The sequence below is a fragment of the Mesorhizobium sp. WSM4817 genome, from assembly GCF_055811135.1.
The window spans coordinates 157,730-181,406 of record NZ_JBVVQQ010000014.1; the positions used below are offsets into that span (position 1 = coordinate 157,730).

25 protein-coding genes, 3 tRNA genes and 3 pseudogenes are annotated in these 23,677 nt (G+C 60.3%); 13 read left to right on the forward strand and 18 right to left on the reverse strand.

Going from position 1 to position 23,677, the window contains the following annotated elements; all coding sequences use genetic code 11:
- Nucleotides 1–121: 121 nt before the first annotated feature.
- The 6 genes and pseudogenes from AC0L2K_RS20210 to AC0L2K_RS20235 all read right to left on the reverse strand — a co-directional run.
- Nucleotides 122–679, reverse strand: a pseudogene (locus AC0L2K_RS20210) (NAD kinase); the annotation flags it as partial.
- 484 nt (nt 680–1,163) lie between these two features.
- Nucleotides 1,164–1,925 (reverse strand): MBL fold metallo-hydrolase, encoded by a 762-nt coding sequence (locus AC0L2K_RS20215; RefSeq protein WP_473532125.1) that lies wholly within the window; start codon nt 1,923–1,925, stop codon nt 1,164–1,166.
- Nucleotides 1,926–1,928: 3 nt separating this feature from the next.
- On the reverse strand, nt 1,929–2,993 hold the full coding sequence (locus AC0L2K_RS20220; RefSeq protein WP_473532126.1) for an ABC transporter ATP-binding protein: 1,065 nt from the start codon (nt 2,991–2,993) through the stop codon (nt 1,929–1,931).
- The gene (locus AC0L2K_RS20225; RefSeq protein WP_473532127.1) at nt 2,990–3,772 is read right to left on the reverse strand and encodes an ABC transporter permease; all 783 of its coding nucleotides are present in this window, start codon (nt 3,770–3,772) and stop codon (nt 2,990–2,992) included. Before AC0L2K_RS20225 ends, AC0L2K_RS20220 begins: the two co-directional genes overlap by 4 nt.
- A 2-nt stretch (nt 3,773–3,774) precedes the next feature.
- Complete coding sequence (locus AC0L2K_RS20230; protein WP_473532128.1) at nt 3,775–4,656, reverse strand: ABC transporter permease; 882 nt, start codon at nt 4,654–4,656, stop codon at nt 3,775–3,777.
- 13 nt (nt 4,657–4,669) lie between these two features.
- Entirely contained in the window at nt 4,670–5,776 is a 1,107-nt protein-coding gene (locus AC0L2K_RS20235; RefSeq protein WP_473532129.1) for a polyamine ABC transporter substrate-binding protein, read from the reverse strand.
- Between the two features lie 91 nt (nt 5,777–5,867).
- Between AC0L2K_RS20235 and AC0L2K_RS20240 the strand changes: the two genes are divergently transcribed.
- Complete coding sequence (locus tag AC0L2K_RS20240) at nt 5,868–6,482, forward strand: TetR/AcrR family transcriptional regulator (RefSeq protein ID WP_473532130.1); 615 nt, start codon at nt 5,868–5,870, stop codon at nt 6,480–6,482.
- A 509-nt stretch (nt 6,483–6,991) separates the two neighbouring features.
- Here AC0L2K_RS20240 and AC0L2K_RS20245 read toward each other — a convergent pair.
- On the reverse strand, nt 6,992–7,237 hold the full coding sequence (locus AC0L2K_RS20245) for a hypothetical protein (protein ID WP_287171862.1): 246 nt from the start codon (nt 7,235–7,237) through the stop codon (nt 6,992–6,994).
- 195 nt (nt 7,238–7,432) lie between these two features.
- Between AC0L2K_RS20245 and AC0L2K_RS20250 the strand changes: the two genes are divergently transcribed.
- Nucleotides 7,433–7,780: a hypothetical protein gene (locus AC0L2K_RS20250; protein WP_473532131.1), complete on the forward strand. Its 348-nt coding sequence runs from the start codon at nt 7,433–7,435 to the stop codon at nt 7,778–7,780.
- A gap of 409 nt (nt 7,781–8,189) precedes the next feature.
- Here the strand turns inward: AC0L2K_RS20250 and AC0L2K_RS20255 are convergent, their stop codons facing one another.
- Together AC0L2K_RS20255 and AC0L2K_RS20260 are read right to left on the reverse strand one after the other, a co-directional pair.
- On the reverse strand, nt 8,190–8,381 hold the full coding sequence (locus AC0L2K_RS20255) for a hypothetical protein (RefSeq protein WP_473532132.1): 192 nt from the start codon (nt 8,379–8,381) through the stop codon (nt 8,190–8,192).
- Between the two features lie 401 nt (nt 8,382–8,782).
- Entirely contained in the window at nt 8,783–9,097 is a 315-nt protein-coding gene (locus AC0L2K_RS20260; RefSeq protein WP_473518437.1) for a hypothetical protein, read from the reverse strand.
- Nucleotides 9,098–9,355: 258 nt separating this feature from the next.
- On the opposite strand from AC0L2K_RS20260, the gene AC0L2K_RS20265 reads away from it, so the two are divergent.
- Together AC0L2K_RS20265 and AC0L2K_RS20270 are read left to right on the forward strand one after the other, a co-directional pair.
- Nucleotides 9,356–9,592, forward strand: a complete 237-nt coding sequence (locus AC0L2K_RS20265) for a hypothetical protein (protein WP_473532133.1) — start codon at nt 9,356–9,358, stop codon at nt 9,590–9,592.
- 297 nt (nt 9,593–9,889) lie between these two features.
- On the forward strand, nt 9,890–10,264 hold the full coding sequence (locus tag AC0L2K_RS20270) for a hypothetical protein (RefSeq protein ID WP_473532134.1): 375 nt from the start codon (nt 9,890–9,892) through the stop codon (nt 10,262–10,264).
- A gap of 435 nt (nt 10,265–10,699) precedes the next feature.
- Here the strand turns inward: AC0L2K_RS20270 and AC0L2K_RS20275 are convergent, their stop codons facing one another.
- The gene (locus AC0L2K_RS20275) at nt 10,700–11,047 is read right to left on the reverse strand and encodes a hypothetical protein (protein ID WP_473532135.1); all 348 of its coding nucleotides are present in this window, start codon (nt 11,045–11,047) and stop codon (nt 10,700–10,702) included.
- 100 nt (nt 11,048–11,147) lie between these two features.
- Between AC0L2K_RS20275 and AC0L2K_RS20280 the strand changes: the two genes are divergently transcribed.
- Complete coding sequence (locus AC0L2K_RS20280; protein ID WP_473532136.1) at nt 11,148–11,669, forward strand: DUF4145 domain-containing protein; 522 nt, start codon at nt 11,148–11,150, stop codon at nt 11,667–11,669.
- A gap of 191 nt (nt 11,670–11,860) precedes the next feature.
- Here the strand turns inward: AC0L2K_RS20280 and AC0L2K_RS20285 are convergent, their stop codons facing one another.
- From AC0L2K_RS20285 to AC0L2K_RS20300, 4 genes are all read right to left on the reverse strand, one after another.
- Nucleotides 11,861–12,967 carry an MBL fold metallo-hydrolase gene (locus tag AC0L2K_RS20285; protein ID WP_473532137.1) on the reverse strand — a complete coding sequence of 369 codons (1,107 nt, stop codon included), beginning with the start codon at nt 12,965–12,967 and terminating at the stop codon, nt 11,861–11,863.
- A gap of 3 nt (nt 12,968–12,970) precedes the next feature.
- Entirely contained in the window at nt 12,971–13,486 is a 516-nt protein-coding gene (locus tag AC0L2K_RS20290; RefSeq protein ID WP_473532138.1) for a hypothetical protein, read from the reverse strand.
- Between the two features lie 88 nt (nt 13,487–13,574).
- Complete coding sequence (locus AC0L2K_RS20295) at nt 13,575–14,276, reverse strand: hypothetical protein (RefSeq protein WP_473532139.1); 702 nt, start codon at nt 14,274–14,276, stop codon at nt 13,575–13,577.
- A 253-nt stretch (nt 14,277–14,529) separates the two neighbouring features.
- Nucleotides 14,530–14,605: transfer RNA gene (locus tag AC0L2K_RS20300), tRNA-Thr, on the reverse strand.
- Nucleotides 14,606–14,750: 145 nt separating this feature from the next.
- On the opposite strand from AC0L2K_RS20300, the gene AC0L2K_RS20305 reads away from it, so the two are divergent.
- Together AC0L2K_RS20305 and AC0L2K_RS20310 are read left to right on the forward strand one after the other, a co-directional pair.
- Nucleotides 14,751–14,918, forward strand: coding sequence for a hypothetical protein (locus AC0L2K_RS20305; protein ID WP_023798133.1), 168 nt, complete (start codon nt 14,751–14,753; stop codon nt 14,916–14,918).
- A 292-nt stretch (nt 14,919–15,210) separates the two neighbouring features.
- Nucleotides 15,211–15,519, forward strand: coding sequence for a BA14K family protein (locus AC0L2K_RS20310; protein ID WP_023798132.1), 309 nt, complete (start codon nt 15,211–15,213; stop codon nt 15,517–15,519).
- Nucleotides 15,520–15,604: 85 nt separating this feature from the next.
- Here AC0L2K_RS20310 and bhcR read toward each other — a convergent pair whose 3' ends face one another.
- Nucleotides 15,605–16,429: an HTH-type transcriptional regulator BhcR gene (gene bhcR / locus AC0L2K_RS20315; protein ID WP_473532140.1), complete on the reverse strand. Its 825-nt coding sequence runs from the start codon at nt 16,427–16,429 to the stop codon at nt 15,605–15,607.
- A gap of 202 nt (nt 16,430–16,631) precedes the next feature.
- On the opposite strand from bhcR, the gene gcl reads away from it, so the two are divergent.
- The 3 genes from gcl to AC0L2K_RS20330 all read left to right on the forward strand — a co-directional run bounded on the left by gcl (nt 16,632) and on the right by AC0L2K_RS20330 (nt 20,350).
- A complete protein-coding gene (gene gcl / locus AC0L2K_RS20320) occupies nt 16,632–18,413 on the forward strand; it encodes a glyoxylate carboligase (RefSeq protein ID WP_473532141.1) in 1,782 nt (593 codons plus the stop codon).
- 14 nt (nt 18,414–18,427) lie between these two features.
- On the forward strand, nt 18,428–19,219 hold the full coding sequence (hyi, locus tag AC0L2K_RS20325) for a hydroxypyruvate isomerase (RefSeq protein WP_473532142.1): 792 nt from the start codon (nt 18,428–18,430) through the stop codon (nt 19,217–19,219).
- A 243-nt stretch (nt 19,220–19,462) separates the two neighbouring features.
- Nucleotides 19,463–20,350 carry a 2-hydroxy-3-oxopropionate reductase gene (locus AC0L2K_RS20330; protein WP_473532143.1) on the forward strand — a complete coding sequence of 296 codons (888 nt, stop codon included), beginning with the start codon at nt 19,463–19,465 and terminating at the stop codon, nt 20,348–20,350.
- A 144-nt stretch (nt 20,351–20,494) separates the two neighbouring features.
- Here AC0L2K_RS20330 and AC0L2K_RS20335 read toward each other — a convergent pair whose 3' ends face one another.
- Nucleotides 20,495–21,343: a TrmH family RNA methyltransferase gene (locus tag AC0L2K_RS20335; protein ID WP_287248052.1), complete on the reverse strand. Its 849-nt coding sequence runs from the start codon at nt 21,341–21,343 to the stop codon at nt 20,495–20,497.
- A 200-nt stretch (nt 21,344–21,543) separates the two neighbouring features.
- Here AC0L2K_RS20335 and AC0L2K_RS20340 point away from each other — a divergent pair.
- A tRNA-Tyr gene (locus tag AC0L2K_RS20340) sits at nt 21,544–21,628 on the forward strand.
- Nucleotides 21,629–21,699: 71 nt separating this feature from the next.
- A tRNA-Gly gene (locus tag AC0L2K_RS20345) sits at nt 21,700–21,773 on the forward strand.
- Nucleotides 21,774–21,898: 125 nt separating this feature from the next.
- Here AC0L2K_RS20345 and AC0L2K_RS20350 read toward each other — a convergent pair.
- Nucleotides 21,899–22,344: pseudogene (locus AC0L2K_RS20350) on the reverse strand (GFA family protein).
- Between the two features lie 62 nt (nt 22,345–22,406).
- Complete coding sequence (locus tag AC0L2K_RS20355; RefSeq protein WP_128186838.1) at nt 22,407–23,294, reverse strand: DMT family transporter; 888 nt, start codon at nt 23,292–23,294, stop codon at nt 22,407–22,409.
- A 306-nt stretch (nt 23,295–23,600) separates the two neighbouring features.
- Here AC0L2K_RS20355 and AC0L2K_RS20360 point away from each other — a divergent pair.
- Nucleotides 23,601–23,677, forward strand: a pseudogene (locus AC0L2K_RS20360) (GTP-binding protein); the annotation flags it as partial.

A 23,677-nucleotide genomic window follows, 5' to 3' on the forward strand; every position in this document is an offset into this window, starting at 1 on the left:
GCTCCCCGCGCCCGCCCCCGCCCCCCCCCCGCCCCTGCGCGCCCCCCCCCCCCCCCCCCCCTCACCACCCCCCCCCCCCCCCCCGGGGGGGGTTTCGGCCCCCCCCCCCCCCCCCCCCGGGGCGCGGGCGGAACGGACTGACCGGGGTCAGCGCCAGCAGCGGCGCGTCGAGCGGCAGGATCGGTCCGTGCGCGGACAGGTTGTAGGCGGTCGAGCCGGCCGGCGTCGCGACCATCACACCGTCGCAGTTCAATTCCTCCAGCCGCACTTGCCCGTCCACGGTGATACGGATCTTGGCCGTCTGGTAGGACTGGCGCCACAGCGCAACCTCATTGATCGCCAACGCCGAGATCGTTTCGCCCTCTGCCATCACCGCCTGCATCTCCAGCGGACGGATCGTTTCGGCAACGGCCGCGGCGATGCGCCCGGTCAAACCGCTGGCGCGGTATTCGTTCATCAGGAAGCCGATGGTGCCACGGTTCATGCCGTAGACCTTTTTTCCGGTGCTCATCGTGTCGCGCAAGGTCTGCAACAGGAAGCCGTCGCCGCCCAGCGCCACGACGATCTCTGCATCCTCGATGGGTGCTTGGCCATAGCGCGCCGAAAGGCTCTCCAGCGCCGCCTTGGCGTCGGCGGTGTCGGACGAGACGAAAGCGAAGCGGCTGGCGGCTTTGTTCATGGCTCCCCAATGGCGAGTGTTGATGGCGACCGGTCGGTGGCGACCGGTTTGCTTGGGCCGCGCCAGCGCCGGGTTAGCATGGGCTGGCAGATCTGCAAAGCGAGACATCTGGCGCCGCTTGATACAGCGCCGGGAGGAGCCGCCGGCCTGCTGCTCGCGCATCGTGTCGAGTGACAAGCGAAAGTGATGGTTAAGACGGGAATTAAACTCTCGTAAAGCCGGATCGACCATGTTAGCCGGCAGTGGATGGGCGGCGTGGGGGCCAGCTAGTCGGACCGATTTATTGCCGGTAACACGCCTGATTGTCATCGTCCTGATGCTGGGAAGTTTCGCGCTTGCCTTTGCCCAACTGGTGCGCCAGTCGGAACAGACGAGTTTGAGACCCCAACCCACGGCTTCACGCTGCGGCGATGCCGCCGGCACGCCGTGCCCGCAACGGGCGTTGTGACTTCGCCAAGCACTTCTCGCGATAGGAGGCCGGTGCTTAGCGCGCCTGCAGCAGATGGCAGCCGGCCTGCCGCTTTTGTGCGAGATACTCGTCGATAAGCTGGCGGTAGCGCACCTTGCCAAAGCTCGGGAAGTGCCCGCCATGCACGACCGTAACATCGAGCTCGCGCATCCGCAGCAGCGTCTCGACATAGTCGTCGACAGCGGAATGATAGACATCGTCGATCAGCGGGCCGTCATAGACGATGTCGCCGGAAAGCAGGATGCCGGTCTTCCTCTCGTAGAGCGCGATGCCACCGGGTGAATGGCCCGGCGTGTGGATCACATCGAAGGCACGGTCGCCGAGATCGACGAAATCGCCTTCTCCAAGCAAACGATCGGCCGGCGCCGGCTGGATCCGGTAGCGCGGGGCATCCCAGCCCTGCGGCATTGCGTCGAACATGGCGTCGGTCGCGTAGCGGTCGGCGACCGTCCATTCATTGCGCGGATCGGCGAGGATTTCCGCTTCGGCCGCATGCACGCAACGGTCCGGAAATTCGTGATGGCAGCCGATATGGTCGAAATGCGTGTGGCTCGCTACGCAAACGAGCTTTCGCTCCGTCACCAGCGGGACGTGGCGCCGCAGGCTGAAATGGCCGAGGCCGGTGTCGAACAGAAGATCGCGATCGCGGCCGCGCACATGCCAGATGTTGCAGCGAAAGAACGGCTTGATCCACGGCTCGTGGATCAGCGTCACGCCATCGCTCATACGGATGGCTTCATACCAATTCGGTGCGTCGATGATCGGAAGCGTGCCCATGGCTCAGCCCGCCAGAAGAATGACATCGCCAGCGTCGCACGAAACCGCAGAGATGTCGCCCGGCTGGACGACCGCAGCAGCGGGAACCCTGGCGATGAAGTGCAGCGCCGGGTCTTTCTCGGAGACAGCAAGCACGCGCTTGAAGCTGCCCTGAAACACCACGTCGCTCACCTTGGCCGTGCCGAGCCTTACCGCGCCGCCGGTTGTGCCGAGGACAAGGTGCTCCGGACGAACGGCGAGGGCGACAGTCGTTCCGGCCGGCAGTGTGCCGGTTAGCGAAAGCGCTCCGATTTGGGTCGCGACAGTGATTGTTCCGTGCTCCGCCGCCGTCACCGTTCCCGATATCAGCGTGCTCTCACCCATGAAGGTTGCGGAAAAGCGCGTCGCCGGCCGCGCATAGACGCGCTCCGGCGGCCCTTCGTCCTCGATGCGCCCGTCATTCATCACCACGCAATGGTCGGCCAGCGCCATCGCCTCTTCCTGGTCGTGGGTGACATGGATGAAGGCGGTGCCGACGCGTTTCTGGATCGCTTTCAACTCGTCCTGCATCTGCCGGCGCAGTTTTAGGTCGAGCGCGCCGAGCGGTTCGTCGAGCAGCAGCACGGCCGGCTCGACGACAAGCGCGCGGGCCAGCGCGACGCGCTGCCGCTGGCCGCCGGAAAGCTGGTGCGGCTTCTTGTCGAAGGCGGTGGCCAGCCCGACCAGCGCCAGCGCCTCGCGCGTCCGCGTGGTCCGTGTCGCGGCATCGACGCCTTGCATGCGCAGGCCGAAGCCGACATTGCTGCCGGCGCTCATGTGCGGAAACAGCGCATAGTCCTGGAACACCGTCGTCGTCGGGCGCTTCGCCGGCGGCACCGCGGTGCAGTCCTCGCCGCGGATCAGCACCTTGCCTTGGCTCGGCGTGACGAAGCCGCCGAGAATGGACAAAAGCGTCGTCTTGCCGGAGCCCGACGGGCCGAGCAGGATGGTGTAGCTGCCCGGCTCGATTTGCAGCGACACGTTCCTCAGCACGGTGTGCTGGCCGAAGCGATGCGAGACCGCGCGGACATCGACCAGTGGCGCGGTCATGCCGGCTTCCTCCGCAACAGCATCAGTTCAAAAAGCACGACCAGCACGATGGAGACGGCGAAGACCAGCGAGCCGACGGCGTTGGTCTTGGGATTGAGGCCGGAGCGCAGGAGGTTCCAGATCTCGACCGGCAGCGTCGTGTCGAAACGCGTCAGCAGGAACGAGATCACGAATTCGTCCCAGGAGAAGGTCATCGACAGGAAGAAACCGGCAAAGATCGCTGGCGCCATGACAGGCACGGTGATCAGCAGCAGCACCTTCCATTCGGGCGCACCGAGGTCGCGCGCGGCACGCTCGATGTTGATCTGGTGGTCGCCCATCTGGCTGTAGATGATGGCAAAGCAGAGCGGCAGGTTGATCACGACATGGCCGATGCCGGCGGCAAGCAGCGATTTCGGTATGCCGGCCCAGTTGAACAGCACCAGCAGCCCCATGCCGATGATGAGATAGCTCACGGTCAGCGGCAGCGTGATCAGCCCGCGCAGCAGGGCCGAGCCGGGCAGGACGAAACGCGCAAAACCCCAGGCAGAGAGGAAACCGAGCGTGACTGCGGCAGCCGAGGAGAGGGCCGCGACCAGAAGCGAATTGACCAGCGCCGAGGTCAGCCGCGTGTCGGCGAGCACGGCGTCGTACCAGCGCAGCGACGGCCCGGTGAAGGGAGGGATCGGAAACGACGTCGCCTGCAGCGAAAACAGCACCAGCACGACCACCGGCAGGAAGATGAAGCCATAGATGGCGACGGCGTAGAGCCAGGAGACGATGCGGACAAGCGCGCGCACGGTCAGGCCCGCTCGATCTTGAGCCAGCGGGCGCAGGCGAGATAGGCAATCGTGACCACCGCCATCAGGATAATCGACAGCGCCGAGGCGAGTGGAAAGTCGCCGCGCCGGCCGATCTGCATCATCACCAGCTGCGGCATCAAAAGCTCGTTGTTGCCGCCGAGGATCTGCGGCGTGATGTAGTCGCCGATGCACAGCACGAAGGTGAGGAAGGCGCCGACCATGATGCCGGGCAAGGTCAGCGGCAGGACGACATGCAGGAACGTGCGCACCGGCCCGGCGCCGAGATCGGCGGCTGCCTTGCGGTAGCTCGGGCTGAGCTGCTTCAGATTGGCGAAGATCGTCAGCGTCAAAAGCATGACGAAGAAGTGCACGAAGCCGATGACCGTTGCCAGCCGCGTGTTGGCGAGCTGCAGCGGCTCGCTGAACAGGCCGGAGCCGGTCAGCGCGCGGTTGATCACGCCGTTTTGCGCCAGCACCAGCAGCCAGGAATAGGAGCGCACGACATAGGAGGTCCAGAACGGCAGCACCGCCAGCATCAGCGCCAGCCGCTGCCAGCGCTCCGGCACCTGTTCGGCCAGGATCCAGGCGAAAGGGTAGGCGAGCAGCACCGAAATCACGGTGACGATGGCTGTGACCTGCAGCGAATTCACCATCGCCTGCCAATAGGCCGGGTTGGTGAAGAACTGGCTGTAATTAGCGAGTGTAAAGCCGCCGCCGTCATGCGCCGTCAGGCTGGAAAACCCCATGGCGACGAATGGCAGCACGAAGAACAGCAGCGTCCAGCCGAGCGCCGGCGTGACCAGCGCCCAGGGCAGGCCCGCCCGGGGCAGGGCGCGGCCCGCCCGGGGCAGGGCACGCCCGCTGTTGGTGGCAGAGTTCACGACCGGCGACCGGTCACTGCGCCTGCAGCATTTCGGTCCAGACGTCCTGCATCTTCTTGTCGAGATCGGCATCCGGCGCCGGGTAGGGCTGGGCGCGGGCGAGGAAATCCGGCTGCTCGTCGAAGCGCAGGATCTTCTTCTGCTCATCGGTCAGAGCCGCCTTGGTATTCGCCGGCATGCCCCAATAGCAGGCCGAGGTGGCAAGCCGCGCCTGGCCTTCAGGGCTCATAATGTACTGGATGAATTTTAGCGCCGTGTCCTTGTTTTTGGAATCCTTGAACATGGCCAGCGACTGCGACCACAGCACAGCACCTTCTCTGGGAATCGAGAAGTCAAGGGCAGGGTTCTCCTTGGCCAGCCCGGCTGTCACCCATTCGCCGCCGCCGACCAGAATGTCGACCTCGCCGGTCGCCAGCGCGGTCTGGCTGGCGGTCACTTCGCCGACCAGCTTGGCATTGGCCTTCATCTTGAGCAGCTCTTGCTTGATAGCCGGAAGGTCGGCTTCGGTCAGTTCGGCGGTCTTCTTGCCGATCGCCAGCGCTGCCATGCCGATGACCGGCAGGTAATAGTCGTAGATGGCGATCTTGCCCTTGTATTTGTCGCCGGTCAGCGCGGCCAGCGACTGCATGTCGGCCGGATCGACCTTGGTCTTGTTGTAGCCGATTGTGTTGTAGCCGAACTTTTCGGTGACGCCGTAGCGCTTGCCGTCGACGACGGTGGAGCTGTCCATCTTCACCTGGGGAAAAAGGTCTGCCAGCGGCAGCTCGTCTTCCGGCAGCGGTTCGAACAGGCCCTTTTCGACACCACGCGGTATGTCGATGCTGTCGATCACCATCACGTCCCAATCGCCGGGCTGCGACTGCTCGACAATCGCCATGCCGGCGCCGGTGCCTTCGAATTCCTTGACATTGACCTTGACGCCATTGGCCTCCTCGAAGGGCTGCAGCAGCGCCGGGTCGGCGTGATCGCACCAGATCAAGGCGTTGAGATCGGCGGCCTGAGCGAGTGTGCCCGTCGCCAACAGCAGCGCTGTCGCCGCACATGCACCGTGGAGGTGGCTCTTCAGATCGGAAAGCGGCTTCCTGGTTGCTGGATTCGAGATGTCTGGATTGATGGTCATCGAGTGTTCTCCCTTGCCTTTCTGGCTTCTGGCAAAAAATTGAACCAATTCTAAAATTGAGTCAATTCTGTTTTTATGGCAGATAGCCGATATGAGCGGATTGCGGGCAAGGCAAAAGGCGGATCGGCATCGCCGCATCATCGAGGCGGCGGCGGCGCTTTTTCGCGACACCGGCTATGAAGCCGCCAAGATCGAGACGATCGCGGCGCAGGCGGAAGTCTCGGTCGGCACGATCTACAACTATTACCAGAACAAGGGCGACATCCTCGGCGCCATCGTCTCGATGGAGGTCAACGAGGTGCTCAATGCCGGGCAGGGCGTGGTCGCCAACCCGCCGGCCAATGTCGGCGATGCGCTCGATACGCTGCTCGGCATCTATATCGAGCATTCGCTGCATTATCTCAGCAAGGAGATGTGGCGGCAGGCGATGGCGATCTCGACGCAACTGCCCGACAGCCCGTTCGGCCAGGCTTACACGGCGCTCGACCGGGCGCTGACCGAGCAGATCCGCGCGCTGATCGCCCGGCTGCAGGCGATCGGCCTGGTCCGCCGCGATATCGACGGGCAGGCGCTCGGCGAACTGGTGTTCAACAACATGAACATGATGTTCATCGAATTCGTGAAGCGCGACGGGGCGAGGATTGCCGAACTGCGCGCCGCTATACGAAGGCAGAACCGGATTCTGGTGGCGGCGATCGCGGTGTGAAGGGCTCCCGATGGGATTTCTGTGGCCCGAACGCCGCTAAGCCGCAATCGCGCAGGTTCAATTCCGCTGGTGGGAGCACTTCCGCTGTCGACTACATCGGCGGTGTTCTACCGAGCATGCCTGGGTGGCCGCGCACGTGGAAACGGCACGACGGTCAGTGGCGCCTTACGGAATTCGGCGATGGCTATTTCTTCAATCAGCAAGTCCAGTGCCTCGCTGACGCGCTGGCTCGTTTCATCCATGCCGCAGAGCCGGTTTTGGGCGCACTCCAAGAGCTCGCGCGCCGCAGCGAAGTCGCTTCGCATGACACCACCCGTTGTTTAGCCCACCGCCCGGACATTGTCAGCGCGCGAAATTGAGCGATTGCTAATATACATAGGGGCATTTTAATCGAATGGCATTAATGGCCGGGAGCAGGAGATGCCGGCCGGTCCGCATCCCTGTTGCATCCATTGGTTCTGATGCCACGGGCCGGAGGCATGGCGCTTTGCTTTGCGAAGCGCGGGGGATTAGTCCTGATACGATCTTGGGCGGCTTAGAAATTCTCTGGCGGCAGCGATCTGGCGTCGATGCTCGCGAAGGAAGGCCAGGCTGAAACAGATCGAAAAGGCCAATCCCGAAAAGGCTATCGTTGCCTGCGAGGTCGGATCGGGATCGGCAATCATCAGGAAGCGGAAACCGCACGCCAACGCGAGGGCAGCAAGGCTGCCATACATCCCACCAATTAAGGGGGCGATCGTGCGTTTCTGCTCCAACGGCGACTCCTATGGTTTCCGCAAGGGGAATACCTGTGGTCCGCTAGCGAATATATGTGTTCAAGCTGATGGGCTATGGCCCCGGCCTGTGGAAATCGGGGATGAGCAGATTTCGGCCGACCCTGACGATCACTAGGGCGTCGGGCTTGAAAGGTAGAGAAATATCGGTTTGTGTTACCCCTCTTGGGGGCTGCAATGAAGCGTCTTTTACTCGCGCCACTAGTGGGACTTACGATTTTTACTGCTGACGCCCGAGCAGCAGTCGATCCGAGGTACAAGGCCGAACAGAGCGCCTTGATTAAATGCAATCAGTTGTGGTCGGCAAAGCTGTCAGTTCAGCGCGGCAATCCGTATTCGTTAGCGAGAAAAGCGCAGCAATTGTGCGCCGGACAAGAAGCAGCATACGAGCGAGCGATGCGGCCGATCCTTTACTACAAGGAGGTAGCCGATCGACACATGCGAAAGATCCGTGCCTTTCAGCTGAAGTCCAATGCTGCGATGATCGTCAAAGTCCGCGCACTCATGACAAAGAGAAAGCGATGACCAAGCCATGCCGTGCCGGAAAGAATGTCGGGGGATCACAGTAACCGCGTCTCCTGTGCCCCTTCGGCTACATCTTAGGATCAAGCTTCGCCCCAGGAAAGCTTCGACGCCGTCGCTAAAGAGCAGGGCACGCTTCGAACTCAATAACCATTCCGCCTGCTTATAATCTCGCGTCGGCTACTGCCAGATCATCGACATGTTGATCGAACACGCGGTGGCGAGGTTATGGGGTGCGGTGATCCTAGCAATGTCGCGTAACGCCAATTGCTTTTCGAATTGAATTATTTCAACCTCGCTTTGCAGGGTCGGGCGATGCTTGGGTCGAGATCGCCAAATATCGAGGGGGGCAACGTTGAACCGGATTTTGATTGTCCTCGGCGCGGCAGTTTGCGTCCTATCTTCGGCCGCTTCAGCCGGACAGGGAGTGCCGCAAAACATTATTTTCCTGGCTCGGATGGCCGACGCCAAGTTGAATTTGGCCGCTACAATGGCAGGTAACGTCAACGGCGTTGCGCAGAGATGCCGGGCGCTGAAGCTGAACGAAAATGGAAAAGCCATTATAGCCGTTCCAGTCCTTTTGTACGACGGTGTCGATAAACACCTGACACCCAATCCACCTAAGTTCAAGAGGGCCATCCGCATGAAGCCGCTTACAACAAAGCGGTGCGGCGCAGGGATGATTGCCAGACTGAGAAGGCCAAGTACCCGAGACTCTATCGGTAGATAGCTGTCGCCATCATTAACCGAAATTATGTTGCAGAAGCGGGTGCACCAACTTGGTCATTGATATCTTTTCCAAGCGGCAGAAGCGTCAGCGGGGCGAAATGCCGGCCAGGAAGGTGACGAGCATCTTCATAAGCGATCCTCCTTTGCTGGTCCCCGCAACTGACTGAAACTCCATCGAACGGCTTTCTGTTGCGTGGGCCGCTTTGCAGAGTGTGGACGGCCCTCAACGTCAAGCCCGGAAGCGCATCCCGCCGGGCCTGATATCCGATGTCACGATCAGCCGCCGTTAGCAGGTGCTGCCGGAGCAGGTGCTGCCGGAGCGGGTGCGGCCGGCTCTGCCGGAGCGGGCGCGGCTGGGGCAGGTGCGCTCGGCTCTGCCGGAGCGGACGCGGCTGGCGCTTCGACGTTGGGCGCTTCAACCCTAGGCGCTTCAACCTTTACGTCGACGTCCTTTCCGGTACCCCCGCCGTTGATGTTGATAACGCCGGTGAACAACAGCAGGATCACGATTGCGATAATAGCGAGAACGACGGCGACAGCGGTGCCGGCGCCATTTCCGCCTGAGTTAACAACGGTGGGACCGTCAGCCATGACTATCTCCTATTCTCAATTATCACTGGTCGGCAACGGGAGCGGCGGGCACTTAGTTCCGGCGCCGGGCTATGGTCCATGACGCAGTAAGACTGAAGTCTGTGCGTTAAAGACAGAGGGCTGAGGCTGGCAACCAAGATCTTGGCAAAGGATTGGTATTTGGCCGCCGAGCAAAGTCCCTTCATCGGTGGTTCCGGGTGCCTCGCTGTATACTCATCGGCAGGCACCCGATATGGCACCCTAACGGCGGAAAGAACTGTGACCCTTATCCTGAGCAAACAGAATGCCGATGCGGTCGCGAGCCGACCCGCCAATGACAATCAAACTCCTGACTCAACAGATTTTTCGGCGGTTGATCTTGTTTCGTCGAGCGACGACGACGTCGTTGCAATCGTCAGGCGAACAGAGCGCCTGGCCCTCGCCGTGATTATAGTAATGGCGATCTTCCTGATTTTTGCACCGGTATTCTTCATTGCCCTGATGTATGGGATCTAGAGGTCCCGATTAGCCCTCGTCCCCCTCGCGCAGCGCGGCAAAATCCGAAAGGCCAGCCTCGACTGGCAATCGTTTACGGCGAATATGATGGAGATCGCCCAATCACATCAACTATCAATTTTGACAGTCCCGGCGACATCAGCCGCGTTCCATCGATTTAAGAGAATAGAGCAACAGCAATGACCGCTGAGCGTATCTTTGTCGAAAGCACCAATATCTATGTGTTGCTGAACGGCAATAAGATTGTGAAAAAGTCAGAAAAGCACTGACTCGCATGTTAATCCACACGCAATTTGTGTGAATTATTTGGACGCTTCGTTTGAGCGCACCCACGTTCATGTTGCCGATCGCAACGTTTATATGGACAGGTCTAAGCTCTATCTGGACGCCGCAGACATCACCGCATTTGCCGCATGGTTGCGCGACGAGCAGATGCCGCGGGCATCGATCAAGGCGTTTGGTGATGCTGTATTTAAGATGTTCTCCGGCTCGATGCTGTTCCGTGACGTGCTGATTGCGGCGAGTCAGATCGTGTGTGCGCCGGGACTTAAGCAAGCTCCGCAAGGTGAACAGCTATATTTCACCGAACGGGCAAGAGCATCGGACCCCGAAGGCTTTACAGAGTTGGCCGCAGCATATGCCGCATCGGCTACGCCGAAACTGGTTCAATGACCAGAGCATCAAATACCCGAACGGACGGTATCTCGCGGTAGGCGACGACGAATTGCAATGAATTCAACGATCAACGATGCGATCGACGCAACGGGCGCGGACAGGGGTAATCGTAGGGGTGAATTTTGATTGTGAGTCGGTTTGAAATCTAGTTCGGCAGCGCGCCGACCTCTCGCATAGCCGCTTCCAGATCGCGCCGCCTATGTGGCGGGCAGGGATGTTCGCGCCTGTTGGGGTCGTAGCGATTGTAAGCTTGGCGCGTCGTCAACCCGTAATCCGACAGGATATGAGCTATCCAGCACGGCTTCGGCACAAAGGACCGAGTCCGGCGAGTATGGTTCTGAATGTCACGGTAAGTTGCCATGGGAGCCTCCTTTGATTTCGGAAGCCCCTATACAATACCGGATTTTGCGGCCGTCAATGTTAGAAATGTAGTTAGTTCGCGAGATTTTTGCGCTTTTTGTAGAAGGCGCTCGCGAACGGCGGGTGCGGAAAAGATGCCGGTTGGGGATTTGCCAAGCCAAGCAGATACCGCATTGGTTCTGCTTCGAACACCGCGACGAGGGCGAAAGATACCTTTGATGGACCCGGCTCCGCCAGGCGCTCGATGAAGAGGGCCGCCACCTGGGGCAATTGGCAGATTGACGCGCACAACACAACAACTTCTTTTGCGAAATCCTCGCCGCATGGTAGTGCGCGAAAGTAAGTCGCCGTTGGGGGGAATCCGCTCTTGTATTTGAAAACCACCGGGCATTTTACCCCGACTGATCCGCCGTCGATCAACGTCAGATGTCCAGCTTGCAGGCACGTAGGAAGTTTTTCCAACGTTGGCCTGAATGACGTAAGCTGCGCCGTAGTCGAAAAGAACGCAAACGGACGGTATGTGCCGATCGGCACGAAAAGCTTTGGAATTCGGGTCTGTCCAAACACTGAATGCAATTCCGTGTTGTTTTTTGCCCGGCAGAAGCCGGGCGGAGAGACAGTGACTTTCCCACCCGAAGTGATCGATTTCGACGCCAGCAATTTGCCGCCGCGTATTCTGGCATCGCTGGAAGAGGCTGTTAAATGCCATGCGTCCGGTTGTTATCGAGCATCCGCGTTGATGGTGCGCCGCACTCTTGAAGAATTGTGCGAGGACAAAAAGGCGTTTGGGGCGAACCTAAAGGCCAGGGTTGTCGCGTTGAGCGCGGTGGCGATCATTCCAACCGAATTGCTAAACGCGGCGGACGAATTGCGGGTTCTGGGAAATGATGCTGCCCACATTGAAGCGAAGGATTACGATAAGATCGGAGAGGAAGAGGCAGAGCTTGCGATTGAACTTGCGAAAGAGCTTCTGAAGGCGGTCTATCAGTACACTTCGCTGCTCACGCGCCTGACGGCTCTGAAGAAAGACAAGTCTACATAGGTCGATCGCACTTCGCTGAAACGGTGAGCAGCAAACATTCAAACAGACGCTTGGCTCCGCGATCGAGCCGCGAATTCAACGTAACAATGAACGTTTAGTGCGACGAACGGCGCCAGGGTAATTGCAGGGGTAAAATTGCCTTTCCTGCTGTTGCGGCATCATCGATTCGCCTCGACGAACCGTCGATCTCGCTAATTCTCCGGTGTGTACACGTATTCTGAGAGGTGGGTGGCTTGCCCGGTGAGATCAATAGAGATGTTCGTATCTGGGGGCGTGAAGCGCGCGCGAATTCTGCCGATCGGAGGGAGCGTGGCGGTTATGTTTCTGGCCACCTCCGCCATAGTTTTTTCCACGGCTCGGGTGCGAGGTTTTCGAAACCTTCCGGCTGGCAGCCTTGCAGTCGTAAAACTTTGTGGCGCATATCCTAAAATGCGGTCTACGTCGGTGTCTCTCGGCAGGCCGGGCCCTCTATTCCATGGGGTCAGTATGGTGGTGGGCGTACTTTCGAGCATTTCCTCCCAGACGCCATGATGGTGTCCGTTGGCGGAACCGTGATGTGGTATTTTGAACAAAATTGCCTTACCGAGTGGCCGGCCTGGATTGGCAAGAATAGCGCTCCAGCCGTGCTCAGGATGCCCGGACTCTTCAAGGTCAGCTCCAAGCAAAATCGCCACATCGCCGACCCGAATCCAAACAGCTATGGAGAGGTCATTTTGTTCTGGTTCCGGTACGCGGCTCTTGGGTTGCATTAAGCCAGGAATTTGGCCGGCGATATGAGCCATGGCTAATCCGAATTGTGCGTCCGATGGCGAAAGGCCCCACACAGCAATGTCATATGGACCGATCAACGAAGGTCTTTGCAGGAGACACTTGGCTGCCGTTACTGGAACTGGTTTGCGTCCTGAATCTCGAATCGTCCCGAGAGTCCCGGCGATTTCGTCGACACCCGAACTCGTGACCGCATTCCGAGATCGAGAGTAGACTGATACGAAATTCAAAAATTCATTAGTTCCGAATGCAGCAGATAGGCAGACCCGAGCGTCTGCGCATTCCTGAACGACCTGTGTCAAGCCCCGCACGTGATCATCATGCCAGTGCGTGACGATGATCAACTCGACGGCCGAAAGGGGCACGCCTATAGATTTCAGATATTCAAGAGGGGCAGGCTGCCGAGTGTCGCGATCAATGCACGAGTCAACGATTACCCATTTGCCATCGCCTAAATGAACCACGCATGATTCACCAAATCCCGGCCCAAGCAGACACACCTCGACCTCGCCCGCCCCCGGCGTGTCCATGACCTAGTCTTCCCAAACAAGAGCCGATTTTAGATCGAGTGCGCGTTGGCGGGCTGACAGAAAGTCCATCTTTGTCCAAGCCGGGAGTCGGCGAAAAACAATCTGCGAGACGCGCCGCTTTGAGCCGCCCGGGTCCTTGTGATATCCGATCACCCAACGGAAGATTGCGCCCACGTGCAGCAGCGTGAGGTCCGTGTCAGACAGGTCTTCCTTGATAAATTCAACTTGCTCTTCCTCAATTCGGCTACCGGCAGTGACGTCGAGCAACCGCGCCGTAAACGTTTCCTCCGAAATTGTGACCACATAGCCCTCCCACTCTTGGAGGGGTTGCAGAAAGGAGCGCCGCGTAAGAACCCCGGAAGCGCTTACCTGAGGTACGTTCGGCTGCTTATTATTTCCACGGCTAAAGTGAGTGACGAGATCGGGAAGCTGTTGGGCCGCCTTGTCGTGGATTTCCTCTTGTTCCTTCTCAGGCAGAGTCACCACGTCGGCGTCGGGCTCGGAGAGCGGTATCGTCAAGTCTTGTCCCCCCGAACCCCAGTGCCATGCGGTGGGGCGCTCGGAAGAGCGATTGTCGATGGTCTTTGCTGCATTCGTATTCAGCATATCAGGAAAAGCGCTCTCTCAACGACATCACTTGGTCTACTATCTGTTCCGACTTGCGAATGGAATCGTCAAATCGAGTTCGCATAAAAGCTAACAGTTTTGCTGTTCCGTCAATCTCTTCTCGGTCAACAATTTCACAGTGGTCGTTTACCCGGACGTATATGCCGGTATTGCCAGCTATCTTAACGGACGGTTCGACGGTAACGTTCAAAGATCCCTTGAATGCATTGTCTGACCACTTTTGCTGCAAAGTTAAATTGGAAACGCCGCCTCTATACGGCACGTCTTGACTAGCAATTTCCTGGCCCCATTCACCCCAAGGTTCAAGCGGCGCTAGAAGCCTTCCGACTTGGTTTCTGACTGCCTCTTTCTCAACACTGAAATGCACATTTCTGTTTATGCCAAACTGAAAGATTGGGGTGTGCGGCAGCGCTTCACCAAAAATCCTGCCGACGAGATCGACCAAGGACACCCACGGGGCTTGGGTAGTTTCAAGGGAGAATTGATGGGGGTGGGCATTCATGATTGTGTTGGCGAACTCGATCTGAGCCACCTCGGAGTGTATCAGGACAACGTTTGCAGCATCGGCCTCTGCAGTCGTAATCAGACCTTGGCTACTAAGCCAATGTGGGGTGAAAATGGCAGGGTTAAAATTCCCGACCACAACGACCGATGCGCCACCAATTTCAGGCTCAATCCGCATCGCTGTTCCCCACTAGTGTCCACATTTAGCGTAGCACTGGCAGTTAACAATGTGATGAAGAGGCATGCAATTGCTTTAATGGACGCAGCCGAGACAGGGCGCCGCCTGAGGGACTCGAACCCCTGCTCCATAATTTGCAAAGGTACGTCTCTACCAGCCAAGCTAAGGCGGCGCATTTACCCCTACGATTACCCAAGCAGGAAAAATCCAGGTCATTGAGAACTGCAGAATGCAACTAAGTATTTGATTTTACTGGTGCCCCCGGACGGAATCGAACCGCCGACCTTCGGTTTACAAAACCGCTGCTCTACCAGCTGAGCTACAAGGGCACGGCGCTCCGGTTAGCATATTTGGTGCGCCAGTAAAGACAAAACTCGGTTTTGAGCGCGCCGGAGCTGCCGGCGGGCATCCTGAAAACGGCCAATTGGCTTCCTATATCGTTCGAAGGTGCAATCGCATAGGCGAGGGTGTCGCATGATCAGACTTGTCGTCATTGCCCTGATCGTCGTCGTGGCCTGGTTTCTCCTGGTGAAGCTCATCAAGGTTTTGAAGAGCGCCAATGTCGACTGGACCGGCGTCACCACCATCATCGGCTTCATCGCGCTTGCCTTCTGGCTGCGCCACATCACCGGCATGGGCTGAGGCCTCCTGCCGCCGGACTGCCGACCGGCGCTCTTCACCGGTCGTAATTGCGCGCCTGGCACAAACCCAGTTCATAATAATCGAAAAGCGTCGAACCGTTTTCCTTGCGGTTAAGAGGACGGTTGTAGAGGCTCTGTCGACCGGCGCTCCTCGCCGGTACGCGCCGCAAGCTCAGTTCAGACCGCAGCTTTGCACTTTCGGAAAAATCCAAAAAACCGTCGAACCTTTTTCCTTGCTGCCACGACAGATGGTCAAGAGGCGGATGGATCGCCTCTCCAGCAAGGAGATCGTCATGTTCAAGCGCACCATCGTTTCCGGCCTCATCGCCACCACTGTCGCCGCCGCCATGCTGGCCGGGACCGTTCAGCCTTCGGCCGCCCATCACAAGCACCATCACAACAAGCACCTTGGCATCGGCATCGCCGCCGGCGTCGGTGGCTTCCTGCTCGGCACCGCGCTCGCCCAGCCGCGCACCGTCTACATCCAGGAAAATGGCGGCTCATGGCACGTCCGGCGCTGCCTTAACCGCTATCAGAGCTACGATCCGTACTCCGACACCTATGTCGGCTACGACGGCTATCGTCACCGCTGCCGGCTTTGAGAGGACCGTTCAGGCAACCGGAAGAAGGGGCACCCCACGGCCCCTTTTTCTTTGTCTGGAGGGTTGCCCGCTCGCGCTTATGGCGTCAGGCCTTAGCCGTCCTGCCGCCGATCATCTTCGTTACCGCCGCTGCCGCATCGCGCACCAGCGGGCCGATCTCGGCCAGCCGCTCCGGCGTGACCCGCACCGTCGGTCCCGAAACCGAAACGCCGCCGATCGGCTCGCCGAACTCGTTGAAGATGGCGGCGGCAACGCAGCGCATGCCGGGGTGCCGTTCCTCGTCGTCGACCGACCAGCCGCGCAGCTTGATCGTCACCAGATCACGGGCCAGCGCCGAGATGTCGGAAAGCGTCTTTTCGGTGAAGCGCTCCAGCCCGGTCCGGCGCAGGACGGCGCCGACGCGCTGCGGCTCGAGATGCGCCAGCACCGCCTTGCCGATGCCCGATGCATGGAAGGAGCTGCGCGTGCCCGGCCGGAAGAAGGCTCGGATCGCCTGATGCGTCTCGACCTGACTGACGAAGACGACGCAGTCGTCCTCGGCAACGCCGAGATTGGCGGTCTCGCCGGTCTTCTCCATCAGTTCCTGCATGACGATGCGGGCGCGGTCGACCAGCTTGCGGCGGCGCAGGAACGCCGCGCCCATGCGATAGGTCTCGACGCCGATCGACCACAGTTGGTCGCTGCTGTCGAACTCGACCATGCCGTGGTTTTCCAGCGTCGTCAGCATGCGGTAGGCGGTGGAGGCGGGGAGGCCGCTCTGCGCGACGATCTCGCTCAGCGACAGGCCGCTGCCTTCGGCGACGATGGCCAGGATGCGCAGCGCCCGGTCGAGCGACTGCACCGAAGTCGCCTCGGCCGGACCGTGGAAGGCGCGCGGCCGTCCGCGCTGGCGTTTTTCGGCGGTCTCCATAGTGGCATTCTTGCCGATTTCGCCAAATGCGCAATGAAAAAGTTTTTCACTGATTTGGCCAACAAGTTTTGTGGAAAACAGAAAAAGCTATGAAATCATGACGTAGAAGCCAGTTCTTGGAAATGAAAAAATATTCTGAAAAAATTGAAAAATAAGTGGCGCGCTGCCATTCTCGGCCATCAACAATTCCGTGGAGGCTGACATGGCCAGGATGCGCGCAGTCGACGCAGCGGTTCTCGTTTTGGAAAAAGAAGGCGTCTCCTGCGCCTTTGGCGTGCCGGGTGCTGCCATCAACCCGTTCTATTCGGCGCTGAAGGCGAGGGGTACGATCCGCCATATCCTGGCGCGCCATGTCGAGGCGGCCTCGCACATGGCCGAAGGTTATACCCGCGCCAGATCAGGCAATATCGGTCTGTGCATCGGCACGTCCGGCCCGGCCGGCACCGACATGATCACCGGGCTCTATTCGGCCGCGGCCGATTCCATCCCAATCCTCTGCATCACCGGCCAGGCGCCGCGGGCGCGTCTCAGCAAGGAGGATTTCCAGGCCGTCGACATCGCCGCCATCGCAGCACCCGTGGCCAAATGGGCGGTCACCGTGATGGAACCCTATCTGGTGCCTATGGCGCTGCAGAAGGCGTTCCACCTGATGCGCTCGTCGCGGCCGGGGCCGGTTCTCATCGACCTGCCGGTCGACGTGCAACTGGCCGAGATCGAGTTCGACATCGACGCCTATGAGCCGCTGGTGCCGTTCAAGCCGGCAATGTCGCGCGGCCAGGCCGAGAAAGCGCTGAAAATGCTCAACGCGGCGGAAAGACCGTTGATCGTCGCCGGCGGCGGCATCATCAATGCCGATGCCTCGGATCTGCTGATCGAGTTCGCCGAAGTCACCGGCGTGCCCGTGATCCCGACGCTGATGGGCTGGGGCGCGATCCCCGACGACCACCGGCTGATGGCCGGCATGTGCGGGCTGCAGACTTCGCATCGTTACGGCAACGCGACGATGCTCGAGGCCGATTTCGTCTTCGGCATCGGCAACCGCTGGGCCAACCGCCACACTGGCTCCGTCGACGTCTACACCAGGGGCAGGAAATTCATCCATGTCGACATCGAGCCGACCCAGATCGGCCGTGTCTTCGCGCCGGACCTCGGTGTCGTCTCGGATGCCGGTGCGGCGCTCAAAATGCTGCTCGACGTCGCCACCGAATGGAAGACGGCGGAAAAACTGCGCGACTGGTCGGGCTGGGCCAGGGCATGCCAGGGCCGCAAGAAGACGATGAAGCGCAAGACGCATTTCGACCAGGTGCCGCTAAAACCGCAGCGCGTCTACGAGGAGATGAACAAGGCATTCGGCCGCGACACCACCTACGTCACCACGATCGGGCTTTCGCAGATCGCCGGCGCCCAGTTCCTGCATGTCTACAAGCCGCGCAACTGGATCAATTGCGGCCAGGCCGGCCCGCTCGGCTGGACGCTGCCGGCCGCACTTGGCGTTCGCGCCGCCGACCCGCAGCGCAACATCGTGGCGCTGTCCGGTGACTATGATTTCCAGTTCATGATCGAGGAACTGGCGGCCGGCGCGCAGCACAAATTGCCCTATATCCATGTCGTCGTGAACAATGCCTATCTTGGCCTGATCCGCCAGGCGCAGCGCGGCTTTTCGATGGATTTCGAGGTCAGCCTCGCCTTCGAGAACGTCAACCGGAAAGACGATCCAGAGGCTGGCTACGGCGTCGACCATGTCGCTGTCGCCGAGGCGATGGGCTGCAAGGCGGTCCGGGTGCGCAGGCCGGAGGAATTCGCCGGCGCCTTCAAGCAGGCGCAGCGCCTGATGAAGGAGCACCAGGTTCCGGTCGTGCTCGAATTCATCTTGGAGCGCGTCACCAACATTTCGATGGGCACCGAAATCGACAAGATCACCGAATTCGAGGACCTTGCCGAACATCACGAAGACGCGCCGACGGCGATCGTCATGCTGGACTGAACGGAGAAAAAAGAATGCCACGGTTTTCAGCCAATCTTTCGATGCTCTTTGGCGAGCACGATTTCCTCGACCGCTTCGAAGCCGCCGCCCGCGCCGGTTTCAGGGGTGTCGAATATATCGGCCCTTATGACCATGCGCCCGATGTCGTTGCGGCGAGGCTGAAGAAGAACGGCCTGACGCAGGTGCTGTTCAACCTGCCGGCCGGCGACTGGGCAAAGGGCGAGCGCGGCATTGCGGTGTTGCCGGATCGTGTTCCCGAGTTCCGGCAAGGCATCGCCAAGGCGATCACCTATGCGCAGGCGCTGGGTTGCGAACAGGTCAACTGCCTCGCCGGCATCGCACCGCAAGGCGTCGAGCGTTCGGTGCTGGAAGACGTCTTCGCCGAGAACTTGGCTTTCGCGGCCGAGAAGCTGGAGCAGGCCGGCGTGAGGCTGCTGATCGAGCCGATCAACACCGGCGACATTCCCGGCTTCTTCCTCAACTATTCGGACCAGGCCCTGGCGCTCATCGACCGCGTCGGCTCAAAAAACCTGTTCCTGCAATACGACATCTATCACATGCAGATCATGGAGGGCGATCTCGCCCGCACCATCGAGGCAAACCTCGACCGCATCGCGCATATCCAGCTGGCGGACAATCCCGGCCGTCACGAGCCGGGGACGGGCGAGATCAATTTTCCTTTTCTGTACAGTCACATCGACCGCATCGGCTATACCGGCTGGATCGGGGCGGAATACAAGCCGAAGGGCGGGACGGAAGCCGGGCTGGGCTGGTTCCGGGAGTTTGCAGGGCAGGCGGCGGCGTAGGGTCGGGACGTAGCAATAAATGTCGCGTTCCGTCGCGCCCCCCTCTGGCCTGCCGGCCATCTCCCCCACGAGTGGGGAGATCGGCAGTTTCGGCCTCGGCTTGTAACTTTCTAAAACCTCGTAGATCGGCGAAAGCGGCGGTGACATCCAATCTCCCTCCTTGTGGGGGAGATGGCCGGCAGGCCAGAGGGGGGGCGCAACGGAACGCGGCCTTAACAAGGAAAATACCAGGGAGAAACATCAATGGAAACCATCGGCTTCATCGGCCTCGGCATCATGGGCACGCCGATGGCGGGGCATCTGCTCGACGCCGGCTACACCGTCGTCGCCAGCGACCATCGCTCGAAACCGCCGGCCGATCTTGTCGCCAAAGGTCTAAAAACCGTCACCGGCCATCACGCCGTGGCAAAGACGGCCGAGATCATCATCACCATGGTTCCCGACACGCCTGAGGTGGCCGACGTGCTGTTCGGCGACAACGGCGTCGCCTCGGGTTTGACCGCGGGCAAGCTGGTCATCGACATGAGCTCGATCTCGCCGATCGAGACCAAGGTTTTCGCCAGGAAGATCAACGACCTCGGCGGCGACTATCTCGATGCGCCGGTGTCGGGCGGCGAGGTCGGCGCCAAGGCCGCGTCGCTGACCATCATGGTCGGCGGCGAGGAAAAGGCCTTCGAGCGCGCCAGGCCGGTGTTCGAAAAAATGGGCAAGAACATCACGCTGGTCGGCCCCAACGGCGTCGGCCAGACTACCAAGGTCGCCAACCAGATCGTCGTCGCGTTGACCATTGAAGCGATCGCGGAAGCGCTTGTTTTTGCATCGAAAGCCGGCGCCGATCCGGCCAAGGTGCGGCGAGCGCTGATGGGCGGGCTGGCGGCCTCGCGTATCCTCGAAGTGCATGGCGAACGAATGATCAAGCGCAGCTTCGCGCCGGGCTTTCGCATCGAGTTGCACCAGAAGGACCTTAATCTCGCTCTCGAAGGCGCCAAGACCCTCGGCGTCGCGCTGCCCAACACCTCGACCACGCAGCAATTGTTCAACTCCTGCGCGGCCAATGGCGGCGCCAAGGAGGATCATTCGGCGCTGGTCAAGGCGCTGGAGCGAATGGCGGGGCAGGAGTTAGGGGAGTAGGGGAGTAGGGGAGTAGGGGAATAGGGGAATAGGGAATAGGGCAGTAAGGCAGTAGGGCAGTAGGGCAGTAGGGATAGCGCTTGCAGCGAGCCGCAACCCGCCTTTCTCGCTGCCTTATTCTTACTCCCTTATTCCCCTACTCCCCTAACCCAAAAACTTCCTCGCCGCATAAAGGCTCACCGCCGCGGCGTTCGACACGTTGAGCGAGCGGATGGCGCCGGGCATGTCGAGCCTGGCCAGCGTCGTCACCGTTTCACGGGTCTTCTGGCGCAGGCCCTTGCCCTCGGCGCCCAGCACCAACGCGATCTTTTCTCCCGAAAAGCTCTTTTCGAGTTCCGCCGGTCCGTCCGAATCGAGGCCGATGGTCTGGAAGCCGGCCTCGTGCAACTGGCCGAGCGCGTCGGCGAGGTTCTTTACCTCGATTTGGTCGATATGCTCCAGCGCGCCGGAGGCCGATTTTGCCAGCACGCCGGATTCATGCGGGCTGTGGCGCGCCGTGGTGATCAGCGCGCCGGCGCCGAAGGCGACCGCCGAGCGCAGGATCGCGCCGACATTATGCGGATCGGTGACCTGGTCGAGGACCAGCACCAGCGTTGTATCACCGAGTGCATCGAGCCGCTTGGGTTTTAGTGGCTCGGCTTCGATCAGCACGCCCTGATGCACGGCGTCGGAGCCGGTGACCTTGTCGATGTCTTTCGGCTCGACCATCTCTGTCTCAAAGGGCAGGGCGGCGAGGTCGGCGATCGCCAGCCGCTCGGCGGCGTTGCGCGTCACCAGCATCTTCTTGATCCGCCGGCGCGGATTGTCGAGTGCTGCTCGCACCGTGTGCAGGCCGTACAGCCGCACCAGGCCGTCCGCCGCGGTCTCTCCTGGTGGTACCGGCTGGCGCGGCCTGAACGCCGGCGCGCCGCCGCTCTTCTCGTCGCGATGCGCGCGGCGCAGCTTGGCGTAGTGGGTGTCTTTCGGGGTTTTGGGCTTATTGTCGTTGCTCATGGCCGGTTCTATAGCCGTGTCGTTCGCCTATGGATACAGCCGCAAAACCCTGCTCGTCGGGTCGTCGAGAAATTCAGCGCGTTTTGCCGGGATGTTGCGGTTGACAGTTTTGGGCGCTGCCGCCATAAGGCGCTTCGCGACGGGCTGCTCACGCGGTCGCGACGCGTCGATGCCTCGTTGCATGGCTCCGGCGGCAGACTGGAGAGGTGCCCGAGTGGTTAAAGGGGACGGACTGTAAATCCGTTGGCTATGCCTACGTTGGTTCAAATCCAACCCTCTCCACCACTGCCGGCCCGGAAGCCCTGAAACGCAAAGCCTCGGACCGAAAAGTGCATAGCGGTTTTCGGGTGAAATGCGCGGGTATAGCTCAGTGGTAGAGCAGCAGCCTTCCAAGCTGAATATGCGGGTTCGATTCCCGCTACCCGCTCCAAGCATGTTTTTGAAGTCATTATCAAAAACAACTTCCTCGAAAATGCACCGTGTCACTGCGTGTCACTGTCTGTAGCGGTTCTGTAGTGCCTGAGCGGCAGTACCGTCATCCACATCGCCAGGTCTTCAGTCGGCACCTCCGGCGACATGCTCTTCATATTGAGGCAGGCCGTCGGCGATCGTGAACCACTTCGCCTTGGAGCCGACAAAGATGTGCTGCGTCGGACGGATGGTCGGCTCGTCGACGAGGGTTCCCATGGTGACGTGGACGAAGGCGCCGTCGCGGACGACCGAGTAGAGCAATGAGCCGCAAGTCTTGCAGTGCACGTTGTGGCCGGTCTCATCGCCAAAGATCAGGAGGTTGTCCTCGCCCTTGGTCAGGCTCAGTCTCTCACGCTCGATGCCGCAAACGGCTTGAAAGCCGAACCGGTGGTGCGCCGGCAGTTCGAGCAGTGGCAGTTGGCGGCGTAGATGAACTCGTCGGCCACCGCGTATTGCACGGCGCCGCACAGGCATTTTCCGGCAAGCATGCGGTTGCCGGCATTCTCCTGGCTTGTCACAGGTTTCTCCATTTTTTGCGGGCAGCGGCCAAGTTGAAATTTGTGGTCCGTTGTTTAGGTCACCACTGCCCAAATTATGCCACCACGGTCAGTCGGCGCCTGCGCTCGTCGAGCGACACGATGGTCAGCCCGCTGGTCACCACCAGCAGGATGCCGCCGATCGCCAGCGCGTTCGGCAATTGCTGGAACACCACCAGGCCGGAAATGACCGCCCAGACGGTGAAGCAGTAATAGAACGGCGCCACGACGCCGGTTGGCCCGGCGCGATAGGCCATGAAGATGAAGAAATGGCCAAAAATCAGGAACAATCCGGCCCCGGCCATCAGCAGTAAATGATGCGTCTCGGGCGCCACCCAACGCTCCGACATCAGATGCGCGACGCCTGATCCGACCAGCACCACCACCACCGCGGAAATTGCGACGATCATTCCGGGCACGTCGGCGGCGACCCGGCGCCCGGCGAGATCGCGCGCGGCGGCGAACGCCGCATTGCCGAGCGCCAGCAAGGCGTAGACCGAGATTCCCTGCATCGTCGGCTGCGCCACCATCACCGCTCCGATGAAGCCGAGCCCGATCAGCGCCATGCGCAAGCCGCCGATCCGTTCGCCGAACAGGACAGAGGAGCCAATCAGCATGAGCAGCGGCGTGATCTGTCCCAGGGCGGTCGAATCGGCGATCTGCATGTTGGCGAGCGCCACCACGTAGCAAAGGATTGCCGCCAGCTCGAGCAGGTTTCTTTGCAACACTCTCCTGTCGAGGATCAGCGGGATCTGCCTGGCGTAGCCCAGCGCAAACAGCAACGGGATGCCCCACAGCGTTGCCGCCGTCCCGCGCAAAAACAGCACTTCATAGGGCGGCAGCCCAACCGTCGCGAGCTTCAACATGGTGTCGTTGGCGACATAGGACCCGGTCGACAGGATCATGAACAGCGGGCCGCGGATGGCGATCGGAATGAAATGCATCGGATCAGGAAATCAGACCGGCGTCACACCGGCAATGGGCCAGATCCGGCAGTAAATCCGGCAAGGCGGACAGGCGGAAGCGGCAATATCCGTCGGCTGAATGCCGGCAGCCGCGGAACCTGTCTTCGGCCATTCCATTTCTTCTTGTTCGTTCCTATATCCGCGCCACATCCCCGAAAACCGGATCATGGGTTCAGACCGGGTGAGAAAGCCCCGGCCACAAGACACTTGTGTTTTTCGGCCGCAGTCGCTAATCGCCCCGCATTCGACTGAACTGAAGGTCCCGGCCGTCCAAGGAAAGAGACTATGGCAAAAGGTAAATTCGAGCGTACAAAGCCTCATGTGAACATCGGCACGATTGGCCATGTCGATCATGGCAAGAC